Below are 20,299 nucleotides of genomic sequence, written 5' to 3' on the forward strand. Positions count from 1 at the left end.
TGAAGTTGAAACCCCGCTACGGCGGGGTTTTTTCATAGTACTGAAGAGAAGCAAATCTATTTGCGCGCTATTTCTTCTTGGCGGGTGGCAAATCGGTACATGATCCATGATGTGCTTCTGCTGCCAATCCCACGGACTCCCCTAGGGTTGGATGCGGATGAATAGTCTTACCAATATCGACCGAATCGGCTCCCATCTCAATGGCTAAGCACACCTCACCAATGAGGTCACCCGCATTGGTTCCCACAATGCCTCCACCAATAATGCGATGGGTGTTGGCATCGAAGAGCAATTTAGTAAAGCCTTCGTCACGACCATTGGCAATTGCTCGTCCACTGGCCGCCCATGGGAATAAACCTTTCTCATAGGCAATCCCTTGTGCTTTGCACTGCTCTTCGGTAAGACCGGCCCAGGCAACCTCGGGATCGGTATAGGCTACCGACGGAATTTGCTTCGCATCAAAGTAGGATTTCTGACCAGCCGCTGCTTCAGCTGCTACATGGCCTTCATGCACGGCCTTGTGCGCCAACATGGGTTGTCCAACAATGTCGCCAATCGCAAAGATATTGGCTACATTGGTTCGCATTTGTGCATCTACGGGAATAAATCCGCGCTCATCAACCTGCACACCAGCAGCGCCTGCATCAATCTTCTTACCATTAGGGGTACGCCCTACTGCTACTAATACGAGGTCGTAGCGTTGTGGACTGCCTGGTGACTTCTCACCCTCAAAATAAACCTCAATGCCATCCGGCTTGGCTTCTGCACGAACCGCCCGAGTTTTGAGCATGATGTGATCAAAGCGATGCGCGTTCATTTTTTCCCAAACGCGCTCGAGGTCACGATCAGCCCCAGCCATCAAACCATCCATCATCTCCACAATATCGATGCGAGAGCCGAGTGCGCTATAGACGGTGGCCATCTCTAAACCAATAATGCCACCACCAATCACCAGCATCCGCTTCGGAATACTCTTTAATAGCAATGCGCCCGTACTATCCACCACCCGGGGGTCTTTGGGCATAAAGGGCAAGGCAATGGGTTGACTACCAGCCGCTATAACGGCTTTCTGAAAACGGATCACCTCTTTCTGACCCGATAGATCTTGCCCACTGCCTGTGCATAGATCCACTTCAACGTGATGAGCATCCAGAAAACGTCCGAGACCTCTGACGACATTGACCTTGCGCATCTTAGCCATACCCGCTAGACCACCAGTTAATTTAGCAATCACGCCCTCTTTATGTTGGCGTAATTGATCGAGATTAATTTTGGGAGGAGCAAATTCAATGCCATGCTTGGCCATGTGCTTCACCTCATCCATCACCGCTGCGGTATGCAAGAGTGCTTTGGATGGAATACAGCCCACATTGAGGCAAACGCCACCGAGGGTTGGGTAGCGCTCGACCAAAATGACATTCGCACCAAGATCTGCACTCCGAAATGCGGCACTATAGCCACCGGGGCCGGCACCTAAGACAAGTACTTCGCATTCATGCTGTACCTTACCCTGATACGCGCCAGCGGGAACTGGAATGGCTGCGGGTGGCGCTGGTGGTACTGGTGGTACAGATGATTTTGTAGTCGCTGGAGTAACTGATGATGCTGCACCCGATACTTCAAGCTGCCCAATCACCGAACCTTTACTTACCTTGTCACCCACTTTCACCGCAAGACTAGTGACGACACCCGCCTGATCCGCGGGGACCTCCATCGTGGCCTTGTCGGACTCCAGAACAATCAGTGGCTGCTCTTTCTCAATTGCATCACCAACTTTCACCAAAACCTCAATGACCGGTACATCAGAGTAATCGCCAATATCAGGCACTACGATCGCATGTTGACTCATCACCTTCTCCTACAAAACAGCGCGACGGAAGTCGGCGAGTAACTGCGAAATGTAAACATTAAAGCGCGTCGCTAACGCCCCATCAATTACTCGGTGATCCGCTGTGAGTGATAGTGGGCAGATTAATCGCGGCACAAAGGCTTTGCCATCCCAAACGGGTTTCATGGCAGCTTTACTAACGCCCAGAATCGCTACCTCAGGAGCATTAATGATGGGCGCAAAGTATGTACCACCAATGCCACCCAAGGATGAAATCGTGAAACTGGCTCCTTGCATTTGCTCGGGCTTTAACTTGCCCTCACGTGCAAGCGCTGCGAGTTCTGCAGTCTCTCTGGCAATCTCGAAGATCCCTTTTTGATCCGCATTGCGAATCACTGGCACAACCAGACCATTAGGCGTATCTGCTGCGAAGGCAATATGGAAATACTTTTTGAGAACGAGATCATCGCCGTCAAGTGAAGCATTGAACTCAGGGTACTTCTTCAATGCGGCAACCGAAGCCTTAATCAAGAATGCAAGCATCGTAATTTTGCTGCCCTGCTTCTCATTCTCTTTATTGGTCTGCACTCTAAACGCTTCAAGGTCGGTAATATCGGCATCCTCATGATAAGTAACCGCCGGAATCATCACCCAGTTACGTGCCAAATTAGCAGCTGAGAGTTTCTTGATTCGGGAGAGCGGTTGACGCTCGGTCTCACCAAATTTACTGAAGTCAACCTTAGGCCATGGCAAGAGATTGAGGCCTCCTAAACTGCCGCCTGGGCTTTGACTTGCCGGCGCACTCGTACCAGTCATTACAGATTTAACGAAGGCCTGCACATCTTCTTGTGAAATACGCCCTTTGGGGCCTGTGCCTTTAACCTGCGCAATCGTTACGCCCAACTCACGGGCAAACTTACGAACCGATGGGCTGGCATGGCTTGCGCCATCAATTGAGCTTACTGGCTCAGCTCGTACCGGAGTTGCAGCAGGGATCGCTGCTGGCGGGGGTGTTGGTGTGGGTGCTGGGGCAACCGGTGCAACTTGGGCTGGCGGAGCTGCAGAGGCAGCGGGCGCAGATGCACTCGCATCACTTGCTTCCAATAAGAGCACGACACCACCTTCCGAGATGTTGTCGCCCACTTTGACCTTCACCTCTTTCACCACTCCTGCATGCGAGGATGGCACATCCATGGTTGCCTTATCGGACTCGAGCGTGATGAGGGATTGCTCTTTCTCAACGCGATCACCTGCTTTGATATGCACCTCAATGACCGGCACATCCTGATAGTCTCCAATATCGGGGACCTTGATTTCAAGTAATTGACTCATGATGGCCTTACATCTTCATGGGGTTGGGTTTATTGGGATCAATTTGGTACTTCGTAATCGCTTGTGCAACCTTACTGCGATCAATCTTCCCATCATCGGCCAAGGACTTCAGTGCAGCGACCGTAATCCAGTGACGATCCACCTCAAAGAAGTGACGCAGTTGCTCGCGTGTATCGGAGCGACCAAAGCCATCGGTTCCCAACACCTCATAACGACGACCCAGGTTCTGAATCGCTGGACGTATTTGCTCTGCAAACATGCGCATGTAGTCGGTGGCAGCAATGACTGGACCCTGATGATCTTTCAGTAAGCGCTCGACATGCGATAACTTCGGTGTGGCAGTTGGGTTAAGTAGATTGCAGCGGTTGGTTTGATTCCAATCCCGCCCAAGTTCGTTCATACTGGGGCAACCCCATAGATCCGAAGCAATTCCCCAATCTTGGTTTAATAGTTCTGCAGCAGCAATCACTTCGCGGAAGATCGTGCCACTACCGAGTAATTGAACGCGTAATGGATTTTTTGCGTCACCCATCGACTGCAACTTGTACATTCCCTTAATAATGTCTTGCTCAGCACCCTGAGGCATCGCTGGGTGAGCATAGTTCTCATTCATTAAGGTGATGTAGTAATAGATATCCTCTTGCTCGGTCAGCATGCGACGCATACCATCCTGAATCACAACCGCTAACTCAAACGCAAAGGTGGGGTCATAGCTCACGCAGTTCGGCACGGCTGCCGCCCAGATCTGACTATGGCCATCCTCGTGTTGCAAGCCTTCACCGTTCAGAGTCGTGCGACCGGCAGTACCACCAAGAAGGAAACCGCGACTGCGCATATCCCCAGCAGCCCATGCTAAATCACCAATGCGTTGGAAGCCGAACATCGAATAGAAGATGTAGAACGGTAACATCGGCACGCCGTGGGTGGAATATGATGTCGCGGCTGCAATCCAGTCACACATGCCACCGGCCTCGTTAATTCCCTCTTGCAGAATTTGTCCGGCCTTATCTTCTTTGTAGAACATCAACTGATCGTGATCTTCTGGGGTGTAAAGCTGTCCTAACTGATTCCAGATACCAAGTTGGCGGAACATACCTTCCATACCAAAGGTACGTGACTCGTCAGGCACGATCGGTACAACTCGGCGACCAATGGTCTTGTCGCGCACCACCGTATTGAGTAAACGCACAAAGGCCATGGTGGTTGAGATCTCACGGCCTTCAGTCGTTGCTTCTAAAAGAGGCGCGAAGGCATCCAAAGCAGGCACTGGTAAGCTCTCAGCTTTTGTGCGGCGCTGTGGCAGATAACCACCTAACTCCATGCGACGTGAGCGCATATATTCCAGTTCGGGGCTGCCCTCTGGGAACTTCACAAAGGGCATATCAGCCAATTGTTCATCGCTTACCGGAATCTCAAAGCGATCCCTAAAGCGCACCACATCGTCATGACTCATCTTCTTCGCTTGGTGAGCAATATTCATGCCCTCACCCGAGCCACCCATGCCATAGCCTTTAATGGTTTTCGCCAAAATCACTGTTGGTTGACCACGATGGTTCACAGCCGAATGAAACGCGGCGTAGACTTTATGGGGATCATGGCCACCGCGATTGAGATTCCAAATATCCTCATCACTCCAGTCGGCCACTAAGGCTTTTAGTTCCGGAGTATTAAATACCTTCTCACGGACATAGGCACCATTTTTGGCTTTCATGGTCTGGTACTCGCCATCCACAATCTCACCCAAGCGCTGCATCAAGATGCCATTCTTATCGCGGGCAAAAAGTGCGTCCCAATGACCGCCCCAAACCACTTTGATGACATTCCAACCAGCGCCTCGGAACTCGCTCTCAAGCTCCTGAATAATCTTGCCATTACCACGAACCGGTCCATCTAGGCGCTGCAGGTTGCAGTTCACCACAAAAATGAGGTTGTCGAGTTTCTCGCGGCCCGCCATACCAATAGCACCGAGCGACTCGGGTTCATCGGTTTCACCATCGCCCAAGAAGGCCCACACTTTGCGACCTTCGGTCTTCGCAAAACCGCGATCCTCGAGGTAACGCATAAAGCGTGCTTGATAAATAGCCATGATGGGACCAAGGCCCATCGATACCGTGGGGAACTGCCAGAAATCAGGCATTAGCCAAGGATGGGGGTAGCTTGAAATGCCTTTGCCATCCACCTCTTGGCGGAAATTATTAAGCTGCTCATCGCTTAGGCGTCCCAACATATAGGCACGAGCGTATACACCGGGCGCCGAGTGTCCTTGGACGAAGATTAAATCGCCGCCATGTTGTTCGGACGGCGCATGCCAGAAGTGGTTGTATCCAACGTCATATAAGGTAGCAGCCGATTGGAAGGAAGAAATATGCCCGCCAACGTTTGTGTTCTTGTTGGCGCGCAATACCATCGCCATGGCATTCCACCGAGTAAAGGATCGAATTCGATGCTCGATATTTTGATCCCCTGGAATTCGCGCTTGGATCTCTACCGGAATCGTATTGATATAGGGTGTTTCTGCATGAAAGGGTTGATCAACACCATTCACACGCGCATGCGCGATTTGCTGATCAATCAGATACGCAGCACGATCCGTGCCCTCATGCTTGATCACGCCATCGAGTGCTTCTAACCACTCTTTGGTCTCAACTGGATCAACATCCATTGGATTCATTTGACCTGCCACTTGCTCGGGTACAGCTGCCATGGTTTGCCTCCGTTTTAATCTGTGACGAGGGATTGTGTCCCTCTATGGCTAATATTCTAAGAACAGGTGACGATTGTGACAATTAATTTTCCACATTCCGGTAATCTTTATCACTATATGGAATAATATTGCAGTGCAAAGCCCTTTATATTAGGAACTTCCTCTAATTAGAAAGACCCTTGGATTGGCTACTGGGAACTCCTTGCAGGTAAAGCTCTACGAAGCGTTCAAACGAATGCCTTCGATCCGGCGCTTTATTGGTTCGCGCTTGGTTTACACGCCACTAATGGCGATTGTGATCTTTTTGGTGGTGATGGCCATCATTCTTGGAACGCTGCAAGTTCAAGAGCGACAACAACAAGAGGGCTCCCTCTTTCGTGAACTAAGTTTGGTGAAGCAGCGGATTCAGCTGCGCTTTATCAATAACAGTGAAGCCTTGCAATCCTTTAGTCGTGATCTCGCCCAAACCCAAAATGATCGCGCCGCACGTGACAAGGTCTTAGCTCAAATCGAGTCCTTTGTTTTAGGGAACCCCGAGATATTGCAGCTCATCTGGTTAAACGATAACGAGTGGCGGCAATGGATGGTCCCTCCCCCCGCTCGTAATCATGAATGGTTTGATATCGTGCCCCAAGCAACCGATATTGATCGAGAATTAAAGAAAGCTCTGTTCTTAAGTCGTGAGACTAATCGACCCGCCTATAGTCAGGTAATTAGTATTACCGTCCCCAAAGACGATCCAATCATGAGTGAGCGTCAATCGGTTTTTTGGGAGGTTATTTCAATTTTCAAAGATGGGGAAGCGACAGGTGCATTAGCTGTGATGTACTCGAGCCAAGGGATCTTGCAATACATTATTCCACCCGAGCTAAAGAGCCAGCACCGCTACTCCTTAATTGGTAAAGATAATCGAGTGCTCGCCATCTCATCCGATCGCGATACACCCACGCGCTCACTCAGTAATGAAACGAGTCTGGACTTTGGTGCACTGGGCCCCAACATTATGTTACGCGTGGATACCTATCCACCTCCAACTGACCTCACCTTTCGGATGCTGCTGGGTGTTGTGATTGGCTTATCCGCTTTTGTGGTCTGGAGCTTATGGTCGGTTCTAAAACAGATGCAAGTGCGTCAACTCACTGAAGCAAACTTACGAACTGAGAGTAGCTTCCGTAGGGTGCTAGAAGACTCCATGCCGGTCGGAATTCGGGCGCATGATATGGAAAAACGCATTACCTATGTCAATCGATCATTTTCTGAAATGACCGGCTGGGCCCAAGAGGAGTTGCTTGGATTAAAACCGCCCTTTCCATTCTGGCCAGCCGAGCTTCACGAAGAATTAATGCAAAAGATGGCTGGGGCGCTTGAGGGTAATGCGAAGAATGGGATCGAGGGCACGATTCAGCGTAAGAATGGAACTCGGATTGCAACACGTACTTTCATAGCCCCATTAATTAATGATAAGGGCCAGCAAACCGGTTGGGTGACATCGGTGATTGATATCTCAGAACCCAAAAAGATCCGAGAAGAATTATCGGCTACTCAAGAACGCTTTGTCACAGTGCTTGAGGGCTTAGATGCGGCCGTATCGGTGGTCTCGATTGAAACTGGCGAACTGCTCTTTGCTAATCGCTATTACCGTGAGCGCTTTGGTGATACCGCCAAGGGGCATATTGATCTAACCGGCCATGAGATGGATCCATCTTCCATCTTCCATTTTGAAGGTGATAACGTCGATGCCTTAGCAGGCCTCCCCGCGTCTGCCTTAAAACAATCCAATGAAATTGAATCTGAGGAGATTCAGTTACGAGGCGATACGACGCATTGGTACGAGGTGCGGCGCCGTTATATTTCGTGGGTGGATGGTCACCTGGCACAGTTACTGATTGCTACGGATATCACGCTGCGCAAGAATACCGAGGAGCTCGCCAGACAACAGGAAGAGCGGATGCAATTTACCAGCCGTCTTACCACCATGGGTGAGATGGCGTCCTCACTCGCACACGAGCTCAACCAACCTCTCTCTGCGATCTCGAACTATTGCATGGGAATTGCTAAGCGGCTATCGAGCACCCAAAATCCGCTCTCCAACGAACTAGTCCCCGCATTAGAAAAAGCCAGCGACCAAGCACATCGGGCAGGGACGATCATTTCGCGCATTCGTAGCTTTGTAAAACGGAGTGAGCCGCAAAGTAAGTTATGCAGCATTGGTGACATCATCGCTGACTCTGTTGGTCTGGTGGAGATTGAAGCAAATCGCCACCGCCTCAAGATTATTTCCGAGATAGCCCCTGATATTCCTCAGGTTGAGCTTGACCCTGTTCTGATTCAGCAGGTCTTGGTCAACCTCCTGAAAAACTCCTTAGATAGCCTGCGCGAGGTTTACCCCCTCTCCTCACGCTGGTCAGCCCCACCAGTGAAGATCAGTGCTGACCTTGAAACCAGTACCTTCCCCAGCATGCTGCGGATTCGGGTGACCGATGCTGGGGCCGGCATCGCCGAGTCGGTTCTCAACCGAATGTTTGAACCCTTTTTTAGCACCAAATCCGATGGAATGGGCATGGGCCTAAATATCTGCCGCTCCATCATCGAGTCCCACCATGGTAGGCTGTGGGCCAAAAATCACATGGATACCGAGCACACACGCTTAGTCGGCTGCACCTTTACAATTCTGTTACCGTTGGAATCTAATCAAATAACAAAGGCGTCAATAGGAAATAGCAATGAACATGAGCAATCCACCGAAAACAACCCAGGCTGAAGTCGTTTATGTGGTTGACGACGATGAGGCAGTGCGCGACTCTCTGACCTGGTTACTTGAGAGTAACGGCTACACCGTCCGTTGCCATGCCAGTGCCGAGCGCTTCTTGCAGTCCCTCCAAAATACCGATAAGTCGACGATCTCGTGCTTAATATTAGATGTACGTATGCCCGGCATGTCGGGTCTTGAGCTCCAAGAGCGTCTCATCAGCGAGAACTTACCGATGCCCATTTCGTTCATCACTGGTCACGGGGATGTTTCGATGGCGGTATCCACCATGAAACGTGGCGCGGTCGACTTTATTGAGAAGCCCTTTAAAGAAAATGAACTGTGTGCGCTAGTTGAACGGATGCTCACCAAGGCACGCGTGGATTTTGCACAGGCAGATCAACGTAAGAACACACAGAGCCTCTTGAGCAAACTCACCGGTCGTGAGCGCCAGGTTTTGGAGCGCATTGTGGCAGGTCGTCTGAATAAACAAATTGCCGATGATCTGAGCATCTCTATTAAGACCGTTGAAGCACATCGTGCCAACATCATGGAGAAGCTCAACGTCAACACTGTTGCCGACCTGCTACGTCTGGCACTCTCTTAATCATTCGAGTAAGCGCGATGCCAGCCCAACTGATTGACGGTAATCTTCTCTCAAAAAAACTTCGGGCTGAGATTGCAACCCGCTCGGCCATTCTGACCGCCAAAGGTGTGCGTCCCGGATTGGCTGTGATTGTGGTCGGAGATGATCCTGCGAGCCAAGTGTATGTTCGCAATAAAGTGAAAGCCTGTGAGGATGTAGGATTTCATTCGGTCTTGGAGCGCTACCCTGCGGAGCTTGATGAAGCCCAACTGCTAGCGCGCATTGCGACTCTTAATGCAGATCCAAGTATTCATGGGATCTTGGTGCAATTACCTTTGCCTAAGCATATCGCTGCTGATCGCGTCTTGGAGGCGATTGCTTCCGAGAAGGATGTTGATGGATTTCATGTGGCTAATGCTGGCGCCCTCATGGTCGGCGCCCCACTCTTTAAGCCCTGCACACCTTATGGCTGCATGAAGATGCTCGAGAGCATTGAGTACCCACTGCGTGGTGCGCGTGCGGTTGTGATTGGGGCATCCAATATTGTGGGCAAGCCCATGGCAATGCTTTTACTTCAAGCGGGCGCCACGGTCACGATTTGCAATAGCAAGACCAAAGATCTCACAGCTCACACTAAAGAGGCGGATATCCTCGTGGTTGCAACTGGCAAACCCAAGATGATTACTGGCAATATGATCAAGCCAGGGTCGGTTGTCATTGACGTGGGTATTAATCGCCTACCAGATGGCAAGCTCTGTGGCGATGTGGATTTTGATACGGCCAAGTATGTGGCAGGTTGGATTACCCCCGTACCAGGCGGCGTTGGTCCCATGACCATCACCATGCTCCTCATGAATACCTTAGAGGCGGTTGAGCGTAGTACCAAGCCAGTGAGTAAGCTTAGCTAGTTTTTACTTCCCCTAAGTTTTGATTCATTTGTTTTGGTTTTCTAGTTGAAATAGATTGATATTCGGCTATTTGCTGAGCGTTAATCACTCCGGCCTTTTTTAAGGTAGAAAAAGTTTTATTCATGTTTTGAATAATTCGACTTTGCTTTTTTAAGTTCTCCACCACGAAATCCTATTCATAAATTCCATATTTTATGACTCTTAATTAAGATGCAGTCATCTAATGTTGATAAAACCTTTTGAAGAAAATTCCATTAAGCTATCCCTATGAATGCTCCAATTAATCCCTCTTCCCTCGATTCCCGAAATCCCCTTTTATCCTTTGGTCGCGGCATTGCGCAGTACGATGCCGTGCGTCCTGAGCAAATTGCTCCAGCCATTGAGCACTTGCTAGGTATTTGCGAGAGTGCGGTTACTCGGGCGGTCGATCCAAAAACACCAGCAACGTGGCTTGATTTAGTCGAACCACTTGAGGATGCCACCGAGCAATTGGGTCGTTCATGGGGGGTGATATCGCACCTCAATGCAGTCGCTGATACTCCAGAACTTCGTGCAGCTTATGGTGCGATGTTACCCAAAGTTACCGCCTTCTTTGCCAGTCTTGGGCAAAACTTAGCCCTCTACCAGCGCTATAAAGAGTTAAGGAATAGCTCTTCATTTGAAGCTCTAAGTGTTGATCAAAAGAAAGTGATTGAGAACTCCTTGCGTGACTTTCGTTTGGGAGGTGCGGAGCTACCCGATACTGATAAGCCCCGCTTTGCCCAGATCCAGGATGAGCAGGCGGTTTTGGCTAAAGCTTTTTCAGATCACGTGCTCGATGCCACCGACGCCTTTGTGCATGTGGTGACCTCGATTGACGATCTGGCTGGATTGCCTGAGGATGTGATTGCGGCAGCGGCTGATACTGCCAAACAAAAGGGCTTGGAAGGTTGGGCATTTACTCTGCACTTTCCATCCTATTATCCTGTGCAACAGTATGCTGAGAATCGCTCACTGCGGCGTCTCATGTATGAGGCATACGTCACACGCGCCTCCGAGCTAGCTGCGCAATATGGTCGTGGTCAACTGGAATGGGATAACACCCAAAACATGATTGATCAATTACGTCTGCGGGATGAAGAAGCAAGAATGCTTGGGTTTGCAAACTATGCGGCACTCAGCTTAGCTCCCAAGATGGCACGAGATGTGGCTGAGGTCGATACCTTTTTAAGTGACTTTGCCCAACGCGCCAAGCCATTTGCACAAAAGGATTGGTTAGAGCTGCAAGAGTTTGGAATGAAGTCCCTAGGCCTTCAAGAAATTGAGCCATGGGATATGGCATTTGTATCCGAGAGGCTCAAGCAAGCTCGTTATGCGTTCTCTGAGAATGAACTCAAACAGTACTTCCCTCTTCCAAAGGTTTTAGAGGGATTGTTTAAGGTAATCCAGACCCTATTCTCAGTGAGTATCCGCCCTGCATCGCTGCCCACATGGCATCCTAGCGTTCAATCGTTTGAAATCCTAAATGGTCAGCAGCAACCCATTGCTTACTTTTACCTAGATCCCTATGCGCGTCCAGGCAAACGCGGTGGTGCATGGATGGATGATGCGCGTGGCCGTCGTGTTTTTAGTAATGGCGAGGTGCAGGCACCAGTTGCGTATCTGGTTTGTAATTTTGCTGCACCCGTCGAGGTTGATGGTCAATTGCGCCAACCAACAATTACTCACGATGATGTCATTACCCTCTTTCATGAAAGCGGTCATGGTCTTCACCACCTTCTCACGCAAGTGGGCGCATTGGGTGTCTCTGGTATTAATGGAGTTGAATGGGATGCAGTTGAGTTACCCAGCCAGTTTATGGAGAACTTCTGCTGGGAGTGGGAAGTGTTACAAGGCATGACCGCTCATATTGATACGGGCGAGCCTTTACCCCGATCCTTATTTGACAAAATGCTGGCTGCCAAGAACTTCCAAAATGGCTTAACCACCATGCGTCAGCTGGTGTTCTCCTTAACCGATTGGCGTTTGCATTCGCGCTTTGATGCGAACTCTGCACAAGGTCAGGCGGTCTTAGACCTGGCCCGATCGATCAATAACGAATACCACGTGATTCCTCAAGCATCGATCTCACGCTGGCCCAATACCTTTAGTCATATCTTTGCGGGCGGTTATGCCGCAGGCTATTACAGCTATAAATGGGCTGAGGTTTTATCGGCAGATGTCTATGCTGCATTTGAGGAAGCGGCCAAGATTAAGGGCACGGTCTTGGATCCAGAGACCGGTATTCGGTATCGCCAAGAGATTTTGGAGGTAGGCGGTAGTCGCCCGGCTGCTGAGTCATTTGCGGCGTTTCGGGGGCGTCCCCCACAAATTGATGCGCTATTGCGTCATGGTGGCTTGGTGACTGCACATTAACTTATTTAGCAATCTCCACAATCACCGGAGCGTGATCCGAGGGCTGCTCCCAGCCCCTGGGGGTTTTATCAATCGTACTGGCCATGCATTTTTCTTGAAGAGCGTTGCTAAGTAATATGTGATCAATACGCAATCCCGCGTTACGACGAAATGCCATCATGCGATAGTCCCACCAGCTATAGGATTTTGGGGCTTGCTCAAACAGTCGGAACGAGTCGCACAATCCTAACTGAATGAGTCTCTGAAATTGCTCCCGCTCTTGCGGAGAAACTAGGTTTTGCCCTTCCCAAGCTTTGGGGTCATGCACATCCTGGTCCTCCGGTGCAATGTTGAAGTCGCCCAGCAGAGCTAAGCGGGGATAGGTTGCTAGTTCATCACGCAGCCAGGTTTGCAAGGCTTGTAACCAAGCCAATTTGTACTGAAATTTATCGCTCGCCGGGTCTTGCCCGTTAGGCATATAGGCACTAATGATGCGGATGGGTTGCGCTTCTTTAAATGAAATTGTGGCGGCAACAATCCTCTGCTGCTCATCGGCGAAGTTCGGGATGTTCTTGGTGACCTTTAGAAAGGTAGTTTGGGGATCGGAACTGATTGCACTGAGCGCAGCCTTACGCACCACAATTGCGACCCCGTTATAGGTTTTTTGGCCATTGGCGAGACTCAAGTAGCCGGCCTGCTCTAACTCTTGATGAGGATACTTATCGTCAGTGAGTTTAAGCTCTTGGAGGCACAGGGCATCGATTGGGCGTTGCGCTTTTTCCTGACTCTCCAACCACTGAATCACATGTGGCAGACGAACCTTAATGGAATTCACGTTCCAAGCGGCTAAACGAATACTTGAATGGGTAGACATCACTGGATTGTAAAGGCCAGCGATGTTAACTTAGACTTCGATCTGCAACTCTTGCAGTTTGCGAGTGATCGTATTGCGTCCAATTCCTAAGCGGGTTGCTGCCTCTACCTTACGGCCGCGCGTGACCTCAAGCGCCGCACTTAAGACCGAGCGCTCAAACTTAGCTAAGAGAGAATCAAATACCTCGTCTTGGTTTTCTTGCAGCATCTTGACCGCCAAGCGATGTAAGTTACTCTCCCAATCCCCGCCCCGTTGACTAATGCTGGCTTCTAAACTTTGTATAGAGGCGGCTACCGATGAACTTGCGCTTGTAGCAGGAGGATTGGCCGATTGCAGTAAATCCTCGGGGAGATCATGAACCCCAACAATGGTGGAGGGTGACATCACGGTCATCCAGTGGCAAAGGTTCTCGAGTTGACGCACGTTTCCGGGAAAGGACATTTGGCTAATCGCCTTAATGGCCTCATCCGATAGGCGCTTTGCCTCAACCCCTAAAGACTTCGCACTGGAGATCATGAAGTGCCGTGCAAGTGCAGGAATGTCTTCCGAGCGCTCACGTAAAGCGGGCAAACGGATCCGAATCACATTTAAGCGATGCAATAGATCTTCCCGGAATAATCCTTGCGCCACTCTTGCCTCTAGGTTCTGATGGGTCGCAGCAATAATGCGCACGTTCGCCCGAATCGGATCATGCCCACCCACGCGGTAGTAATGACCATCGGATAACACCCTTAAGAGCCGAGTTTGCAAATCAAATGGCATATCACCGATCTCATCTAAGAAGAGTGTGCCGCCCTCAGCCTGCTCAAAACGTCCACGCCGCAGTGCTTGCGCACCGGTAAATGCGCCGCGCTCATGGCCAAATAACTCGGACTCAAGTAGGTCTTTGGGAATAGCTGCGGTGTTCAAGGCGATAAATGGTCCCTTGGCCCGTGGGCTGTGTTTATGCAGTGCGTGCGCCACCAACTCTTTACCCGTTCCAGACTCACCTGTAATCAGCACCGTGACTTGTGATTGGGATAAGCGTCCGATAGCTCGAAAGACCTCTTGCATCGCGGGCGCTTGACCAATAATCTCTGGGGCTTCTTGGAGCCACGCATTGGATTCTTTATTGGGTCCTGGTGAGCGTTTGCCTTCACTAACCGCACGATGAATCAACTCCACGGCCTTATCGATATCAAATGGTTTGGTGAGATACTCAAACGCCCCACTCTGAAACGATGAAACCGCTGACTCGAGATCTGAATAGGCAGTCATAATGATGACTGGCAAATGCGGGTGGCTCGCCTTCACATGCTGTAACAAATCAATGCCATTGCCACGAGGCATACGGATATCGGAGATCAATACCTCTGGGGATTCTTTTTCAAGGGCATTGAGCACGTCATTGGGATTGCTGAAGCTACGATGCGGTATCTTCTCGCGACTTAGTGCCTTCTCGAGAACCCAGCGAATGGATTGATCGTCATCCACGATCCAGATTGGTTTGCTCATGCCGCTATCTCCTGCTTCCGATAAGGAATCTGTATATGAAAATCTGTATAGCCTGGACGGCTCTCGCAGGCAATAAAGCCCTGATGCTGCTGCACAAAGGTTTGCGCAAGGGTTAAACCAAGACCGCTCCCGCCCTCGCGTCCCGAGACTAAGGGAAAAAAGATCCGCTCCCGAATCTCATCGGGGATACCAGGACCGTTATCAATCACATGCAGATCCAAGGCTAATTTATGACGTTGCTTCGCAATCGTGACCGAGCGTGCGACGCGGGTTCGTAATTCAATCTGGGCGGTCCCACGGCGAATTTCATCAGCCAAGGCTTGCGCAGCGTTGTGCACAATATTGAGGACCGCTTGAATCAGCTGCTCCTGATCGCCTAATATATCGGGCAAGCTGGTGTCGTAGTTCCGAATAATCTTCAAGCCTTGGGGGAACTCAGCTAATACCAGGCTACGAATGCGCTCCAAAACCTCATGAATATTAAGCGGCTCCATCGCATGGGCTTTGCGATGCGGCGCTAGTAAACGATCCACGAGGGTTTGTAGGCGATCTGACTCTTTAATAATGACCTGGGTGTACTCGCGCAGGCCCTTCTCGGGTAACTCAAACTCTAAAAGTTGAGCAGCCCCTCGAATGCCACCGAGGGGATTTTTGATCTCGTGCGCAAGGTTACGCATGAGTTGTTTATTGGCTTCAACTTGATGCGAGACGCGCTCGTCACGCTCACTACGTAATTGTTGATCGATCGGGAACCACTCCATCATCATGAGCGTTGGATCTTCTAACATTGCAATCACCACATGCACTGCAAGTGGCTCACGATAGATTTTTCCAGGAACCGAGTACAACACTAACTCTTGGCGCTGAGCCGCAGCGCGGCCTGCAAAGACCTCATCAATCATGTGATTTAAGGATTGGTTATCGCCAAAGAGGTCATACAGGGTTAAGCCTTGTAAGCTCTTGCGGGATAAATCCAAGGATGCTTCGGCAGCAGCGTTGGCATAGGCTAAATCTTTTGTGGCGCCCACAAACACCAATACCGAGTTTGGCATTTGGTCGAGCATGCTGGAAACAAAAGGGGCAGCGACTGGCGAACCAGTAACCGCCCCTTTACTTAATGGATTACGCAACATAGCGCGCGCAACCAATCAAATAATTACAGCGAGTAATACATATCAAACTCGATCGGATGCGTGGTCATTCTGAAGCGGGTGACCTCTTCCATCTTCAGATCAATGTAAGCATCGAGCATCGAATTTGTGAACACGCCACCACGAGTCAAGAACTCGCGATCCTTATCCAAGCACTCCAGAGCTTGATCCAAGCTATGGCACACGGTTGGGATCTTGGCATCTTCTTCAGGTGGCAAATCATAGAGGTTCTTATCAGCTGCTTCACCTGGATGAATCTTGTTCTGTACACCGTCCAGGCCTGCCATCAACAAGGCAGAGAATGCCAAGTATGGATTTGCTAATGGATCAGGGAAACGGGTCTCAATCCGGCGACCTTTTGGATTAGCAACGTATGGAATACGAATCGATGCCGAGCGGTTACGTGCTGAGTATGCCAACTTCACAGGGGCCTCAAAGCCTGGAACTAAACGCTTATAGGAGTTTGTACCTGGGTTGGTAATCGCATTGAGTGCACGAGCGTGCTTGATGATGCCGCCAATGTAATAAAGCGCGAACTCAGACAATCCCGAGTAGCCATTACCTGCAAAAAGGTTCTCACCGTTTTTCCAGACCGACTGATGCACGTGCATGCCTGAGCCGTTATCACCAACCACTGGCTTTGGCATAAAGGTTGCGGTCTTGCCATAGGCGTGCGCTACGTTCTGGACGACATACTTTTGCCAAATGGTCCAATCGGCGCGTTGTACGAGCGTGCTGAACTTGGTACCCAATTCATTTTGGCCTTGACCCGCAACTTCATGGTGATGCACTTCCACGGGAATGCCCAAGGACTCAAGAATCAAGCACATCTCGGAGCGCATGTCTTGGAAAGTATCAACAGGTGCAACGGGGAAATAACCACCCTTCTTACCAGGACGATGACCCGTGTTACCACCTTCAATATCAGCACCCGATGACCATGGTGCCTCTTCAGAATTGATCTTTACGAAGCAACCTTGCATGTCGACATTCCATTGCACGCCATCAAATACAAAGAACTCTGGCTCTGGACCAAAGTAAGCCGTGTCTCCTAAACCGGAACTCTTCAAATACGCTTCAGCGCGCTTAGCAATCGAACGTGGGTCGCGATCATAGCCCTTACCATCGGATGGCTCGATCACATCACAGGTGAGAACCAAGGTTGGCTCTTCATAGAATGGATCGACATACGCTGCGGTTGGGTCTGGCATGAGCAACATATCCGACGCCTCAATACCCTTCCATCCAGCAATCGATGAACCATCGAACGCATGACCACTCTCAAATTTATCTTCATTGAATGCGGAGATAGGAACCGATACGTGCTGCTCTTTTCCCTTGGTATCCACAAAGCGGAAGTCCACAAAAGTACATTCCTTTTCTTTGACTAATTTCATTACGTCTGCGACAGTTTTGGTCATGCAACTCTCCTCGATGAATAGATAAAGCGTTTTTCAACAACATGGTTTTAACCATGCCAATTCCGATTTAATACATAGGATGAACTGTACTCGTGCAGGATTGCACGATTTTGACATTTTGCACTACTTTGGTGAATAAATTGCGATTTAAGCCAATATTGCACTATTTGGGTGCAATAAAGTGGATTTATTGGTGAATAAAGACCTCAAAACCAAGGTCAGTTGTGCCTGATTTGAGCTTTTCAAGGGCCATTGGCACGATATCTGCATCACCCTTCACCCCCAACTCAATATGGCGCTTGGCAAACACGCCACCCCGAATCGGATCACCCACCGAAGGCAAGCTAAACACTTTAATCCCTTGAAATTCAGACTCAATGGATTCCATGAGTGGGGTTAAGGTCGATTCGATACCACTAGGAACAATGAAACTTTGCTCTAACCAGTTGGTTCGATGAAAGTGATCACGGTAGTGTTCATCCAAACACCATGCCATCATCGGCGCAGCCATTACTGGAAATCCCGGAAAAAAATGGTGCTCACGGATCCGAAATCCCGGAATCTGGTTGTACGGATTAGGAATAATCTCGCTGCCCACTGGAAACTCACCCATCTTAAAGCGATGCTGGTTCTCAGGGCGATTGAGATCAGCTTTGATGGGATCGCCCTCGGCGCTGGCAATGATACGAGCTGTAATGAGCTCCTTCGCTTGCGGATGCAAGGCAAGCTCAACGCCTAGAGCGCGAGCAGCAGCCTGACGCGTATGGTCATCCGGAGTCGCTCCAATACCACCCGTACTAAAGACCACATCGCCACTTGCAAAGGTTTCTTTAAGGGTTTGGGTAATGTGATTGGGGTCGTCCGCCACATAACGAGCCCATGATAAATGCATACCCCGCTCACTGAGTAACTCAATCATCTTGCTCAGATGCTTATCACTGCGACGCCCCGACAGAATCTCATCCCCAATAACAATTAAGCCAAAACGACGCTCCTTAGCCATCAATCACTCCTGAATTTGATGGATTAGCGATCAAGGTTGCCGAGGTATCAATCGTGTTCAATTGTTCCTTCTGACGTAATTGCTTGAGTGCATGCAATAAGAAATGGCTAAACCAAAGAGCGGAGAAGATAAAGATGAGTGAGTAGATCCACAGTGCCACAAAGGATACAAATGGAAAGAGGACTAAAGCCAATACCGAGGTGGCCCAAAAGAATGTAGGAACCGCACCAATCATCCCTGCGACCACGCCTATTCCCAAAAGAGTCCAGCGATGCGTCTCCAGTAATTGATTGCGCTCTTCTGCTGTTGCGTGATCTAGTAAAACATCATAGGCCATCAAACGCATCGTTAACCAGCCCCACAAGAGCGGTGGCAGAATCGCAAACAATGGGGGGATCCACCATACCGGTAGGGTCAGCATCACCAGAGCCAAGCAAATCAGTGCGGACCACAGGGTATAAAAGAAACTGCCAACAAAGCTACCACCTTTGATTCGCATGATTCCTTCGTAGGCTTTTTGTTTCGCGACCGAATCCACTACAGCAGGAACGGTCGAGAATGCAATAAAAACCAAGAGGCTAATGGCAATGATTGGTATTAATAGGATCACTAAGAACAAGGGTGCAATCCAAGCGCGTGCCTCATCAAAGCCAACGTACTCAAGTCCCGATTGAATCCAGCTGGTAAAGATCGATGCAGTTAGGAAGGTACGAAGCATCTCTAGCGCTGGAGACCAGATCAGCCAAATCACTACGCCCCAGAAGATCGACACGATTAAGAATGGGCGAAAGCTAAGCCACAGCATTTTTGGGTGCATGGTCCCAACTAATGCGAGGCCCAGTGAACGAATTAACTCAGACAATCGTGCTCCTTCATCTACTTAGCTGATCGATTTGGATTTGGTCTCTGTTGACCGGGGTAGATTCAACAGGTATCGCAAGGAGTGTGTGAAGCCCTGCCATTGCTGCACCAAAAGATTATTTGATACTTCAAGATTACGAACACCCGTTGGAAAAACGCGCTTCTCAAACACCGCAGTACCAAACAACATATCCCACCACGGAAATAACACCCCAAAATTACAACCTCCCAATACGCCAGGCTTACCCGGCGCATCATGGCCATAGCCCACGGCGTGGTGATAGCGATGAAACATGGGTGATACCAATAGATACTTTGCGGGGCCAAGATCAATCTTCAGATTGGCATGTTGCCAGCTTTGCACCAACTGTCCGACCACTACCAAAAAGATAAATTGCCCAGGCGGTACACCAAAGATCAGGGCAAAGAAGGCAAAGACCATGGCACGCATCACATCATCGATGATGTGATTACGATCATCGGACCATGCGGTCATGCGTGTTTGACTATGGTGTAAGGCGTGTAACTGCCACCACCAATGAAAGCGATGCGAAGCGCGGTGATACCAATAATCAATGAAATCGAGAATGATCAGATAGATCAGAAAACTAACGATGGGGATGGTGGTTACACCGGGGATCCAGCCCTCGACATTAAAACGCTCAAAGCGCCAATCGTGCAAGACACCCGAGAGGTAGAAAAACAGGCTTGAGAACAAGATAAAGAATGCCCCATGGAATAAACCAAGGCGGTGAATCAGGGTATAGAGAATATCCGTCCGCACATACGGTCTTGCATTGTTCTGAGATTCAGCAGGGTTGATACGCTCCCAGGTCCGAAACACAATGGCAATGATCAGAATCTGAATCACACCCAACATAAACCATTCGGTACCGTCAAACAGATCTTCCGCCCATGCCATCGCACCGGCTCGGAACAAAATAGGTTCGACCATCTGCGTATACAACCAAGTATGCAAATCGGCGTAAGCGTCTTGAATCGATTGAATCAGGCT

The 20,299-nt window shown here is 49.8% G+C and carries 14 protein-coding genes; 4 read left to right on the forward strand and 10 right to left on the reverse strand.

Annotation, left to right across the window (positions count from 1 at the left end; genetic code table 11):
- Nucleotides 1–67: 67 nt before the first annotated feature.
- Genes lpdA through aceE form a run of 3 tightly spaced genes read right to left on the reverse strand, consistent with a single transcriptional unit; the run spans nt 68 to nt 5,864 of the window.
- Entirely contained in the window at nt 68–1,849 is a 1,782-nt protein-coding gene (gene lpdA, locus QUE62_RS05165) for a dihydrolipoyl dehydrogenase (RefSeq protein WP_286260961.1), read from the reverse strand.
- 9 nt (nt 1,850–1,858) lie between these two features.
- Nucleotides 1,859–3,160 (reverse strand): dihydrolipoyllysine-residue acetyltransferase, encoded by a 1,302-nt coding sequence (gene aceF, locus QUE62_RS05170; RefSeq protein ID WP_286260962.1) that lies wholly within the window; start codon nt 3,158–3,160, stop codon nt 1,859–1,861.
- A 7-nt stretch (nt 3,161–3,167) separates the two neighbouring features.
- The gene (aceE, locus tag QUE62_RS05175; protein ID WP_286260963.1) at nt 3,168–5,864 is read right to left on the reverse strand and encodes a pyruvate dehydrogenase (acetyl-transferring), homodimeric type; all 2,697 of its coding nucleotides are present in this window, start codon (nt 5,862–5,864) and stop codon (nt 3,168–3,170) included.
- A 184-nt stretch (nt 5,865–6,048) separates the two neighbouring features.
- Here aceE and QUE62_RS05180 point away from each other — a divergent pair, with 184 nt between their 5' ends.
- From QUE62_RS05180 to QUE62_RS05195, 4 genes are all read left to right on the forward strand, one after another.
- Entirely contained in the window at nt 6,049–8,625 is a 2,577-nt protein-coding gene (locus QUE62_RS05180) for a PAS domain-containing sensor histidine kinase (RefSeq protein WP_286260964.1), read from the forward strand.
- On the forward strand, nt 8,588–9,220 hold the full coding sequence (locus QUE62_RS05185; protein ID WP_215368546.1) for a response regulator transcription factor: 633 nt from the start codon (nt 8,588–8,590) through the stop codon (nt 9,218–9,220). Before QUE62_RS05180 ends, QUE62_RS05185 begins: the two co-directional genes overlap by 38 nt.
- A 17-nt stretch (nt 9,221–9,237) precedes the next feature.
- Complete coding sequence (gene folD, locus QUE62_RS05190) at nt 9,238–10,107, forward strand: bifunctional methylenetetrahydrofolate dehydrogenase/methenyltetrahydrofolate cyclohydrolase FolD (RefSeq protein ID WP_286224852.1); 870 nt, start codon at nt 9,238–9,240, stop codon at nt 10,105–10,107.
- A gap of 267 nt (nt 10,108–10,374) precedes the next feature.
- On the forward strand, nt 10,375–12,501 hold the full coding sequence (locus tag QUE62_RS05195) for a M3 family metallopeptidase (protein WP_286260965.1): 2,127 nt from the start codon (nt 10,375–10,377) through the stop codon (nt 12,499–12,501).
- Between the two features lies 1 nt (nt 12,502).
- Here QUE62_RS05195 and xth read toward each other — a convergent pair whose 3' ends face one another.
- The 7 genes from xth to QUE62_RS05230 form a co-directional block, all read right to left on the reverse strand.
- Nucleotides 12,503–13,354: an exodeoxyribonuclease III gene (gene xth / locus QUE62_RS05200; protein WP_286260966.1), complete on the reverse strand. Its 852-nt coding sequence runs from the start codon at nt 13,352–13,354 to the stop codon at nt 12,503–12,505.
- Nucleotides 13,355–13,384: 30 nt separating this feature from the next.
- Entirely contained in the window at nt 13,385–14,848 is a 1,464-nt protein-coding gene (ntrC, locus tag QUE62_RS05205; RefSeq protein ID WP_286260967.1) for a nitrogen regulation protein NR(I), read from the reverse strand.
- Nucleotides 14,845–15,981, reverse strand: coding sequence for a nitrogen regulation protein NR(II) (glnL, locus tag QUE62_RS05210; protein ID WP_286224858.1), 1,137 nt, complete (start codon nt 15,979–15,981; stop codon nt 14,845–14,847). The genes ntrC and glnL overlap by 4 nt, the downstream gene beginning before the upstream one ends.
- Nucleotides 15,982–16,004: 23 nt before the next feature.
- Nucleotides 16,005–17,420 carry a type I glutamate--ammonia ligase gene (gene glnA / locus QUE62_RS05215; protein ID WP_108508496.1) on the reverse strand — a complete coding sequence of 472 codons (1,416 nt, stop codon included), beginning with the start codon at nt 17,418–17,420 and terminating at the stop codon, nt 16,005–16,007.
- A gap of 187 nt (nt 17,421–17,607) precedes the next feature.
- Entirely contained in the window at nt 17,608–18,423 is an 816-nt protein-coding gene (locus QUE62_RS05220; RefSeq protein ID WP_286260968.1) for a competence/damage-inducible protein A, read from the reverse strand.
- Entirely contained in the window at nt 18,416–19,285 is an 870-nt protein-coding gene (locus QUE62_RS05225; protein ID WP_286260969.1) for an EI24 domain-containing protein, read from the reverse strand. Before QUE62_RS05225 ends, QUE62_RS05220 begins: the two co-directional genes overlap by 8 nt.
- A gap of 18 nt (nt 19,286–19,303) precedes the next feature.
- Nucleotides 19,304–20,296, reverse strand: coding sequence for a sterol desaturase family protein (locus tag QUE62_RS05230; RefSeq protein WP_458574804.1), 993 nt, complete (start codon nt 20,294–20,296; stop codon nt 19,304–19,306).
- Nucleotides 20,297–20,299 lie beyond the last annotated feature (3 nt).

The organism is Polynucleobacter sp. HIN9 (assembly GCF_030297635.1).
In the GTDB taxonomy this organism is placed as follows: domain Bacteria; phylum Pseudomonadota; class Gammaproteobacteria; order Burkholderiales; family Burkholderiaceae; genus Polynucleobacter.

Coding starts and splice junctions, on each gene's coding strand:
- lpdA (WP_286260961.1), bottom strand. CDS start 1,849: ATGAGTCAACATGCGATCGTAGTGCCTGATATTGGCGATTACTCTGAT.
- aceF (WP_286260962.1), bottom strand. CDS start 3,160: ATGAGTCAATTACTTGAAATCAAGGTCCCCGATATTGGAGACTATCAG.
- aceE (WP_286260963.1), bottom strand. CDS start 5,864: ATGGCAGCTGTACCCGAGCAAGTGGCAGGTCAAATGAATCCAATGGAT.
- QUE62_RS05185 (WP_215368546.1), top strand. CDS start 8,588: ATGAACATGAGCAATCCACCGAAAACAACCCAGGCTGAAGTCGTTTAT.
- folD (WP_286224852.1), top strand. CDS start 9,238: ATGCCAGCCCAACTGATTGACGGTAATCTTCTCTCAAAAAAACTTCGG.
- QUE62_RS05195 (WP_286260965.1), top strand. CDS start 10,375: ATGAATGCTCCAATTAATCCCTCTTCCCTCGATTCCCGAAATCCCCTT.
- xth (WP_286260966.1), bottom strand. CDS start 13,354: ATGTCTACCCATTCAAGTATTCGTTTAGCCGCTTGGAACGTGAATTCC.
- ntrC (WP_286260967.1), bottom strand. CDS start 14,848: ATGAGCAAACCAATCTGGATCGTGGATGACGATCAATCCATTCGCTGG.
- glnL (WP_286224858.1), bottom strand. CDS start 15,981: ATGTTGCGTAATCCATTAAGTAAAGGGGCGGTTACTGGTTCGCCAGTC.
- glnA (WP_108508496.1), bottom strand. CDS start 17,420: ATGACCAAAACTGTCGCAGACGTAATGAAATTAGTCAAAGAAAAGGAA.
- QUE62_RS05220 (WP_286260968.1), bottom strand. CDS start 18,423: ATGGCTAAGGAGCGTCGTTTTGGCTTAATTGTTATTGGGGATGAGATT.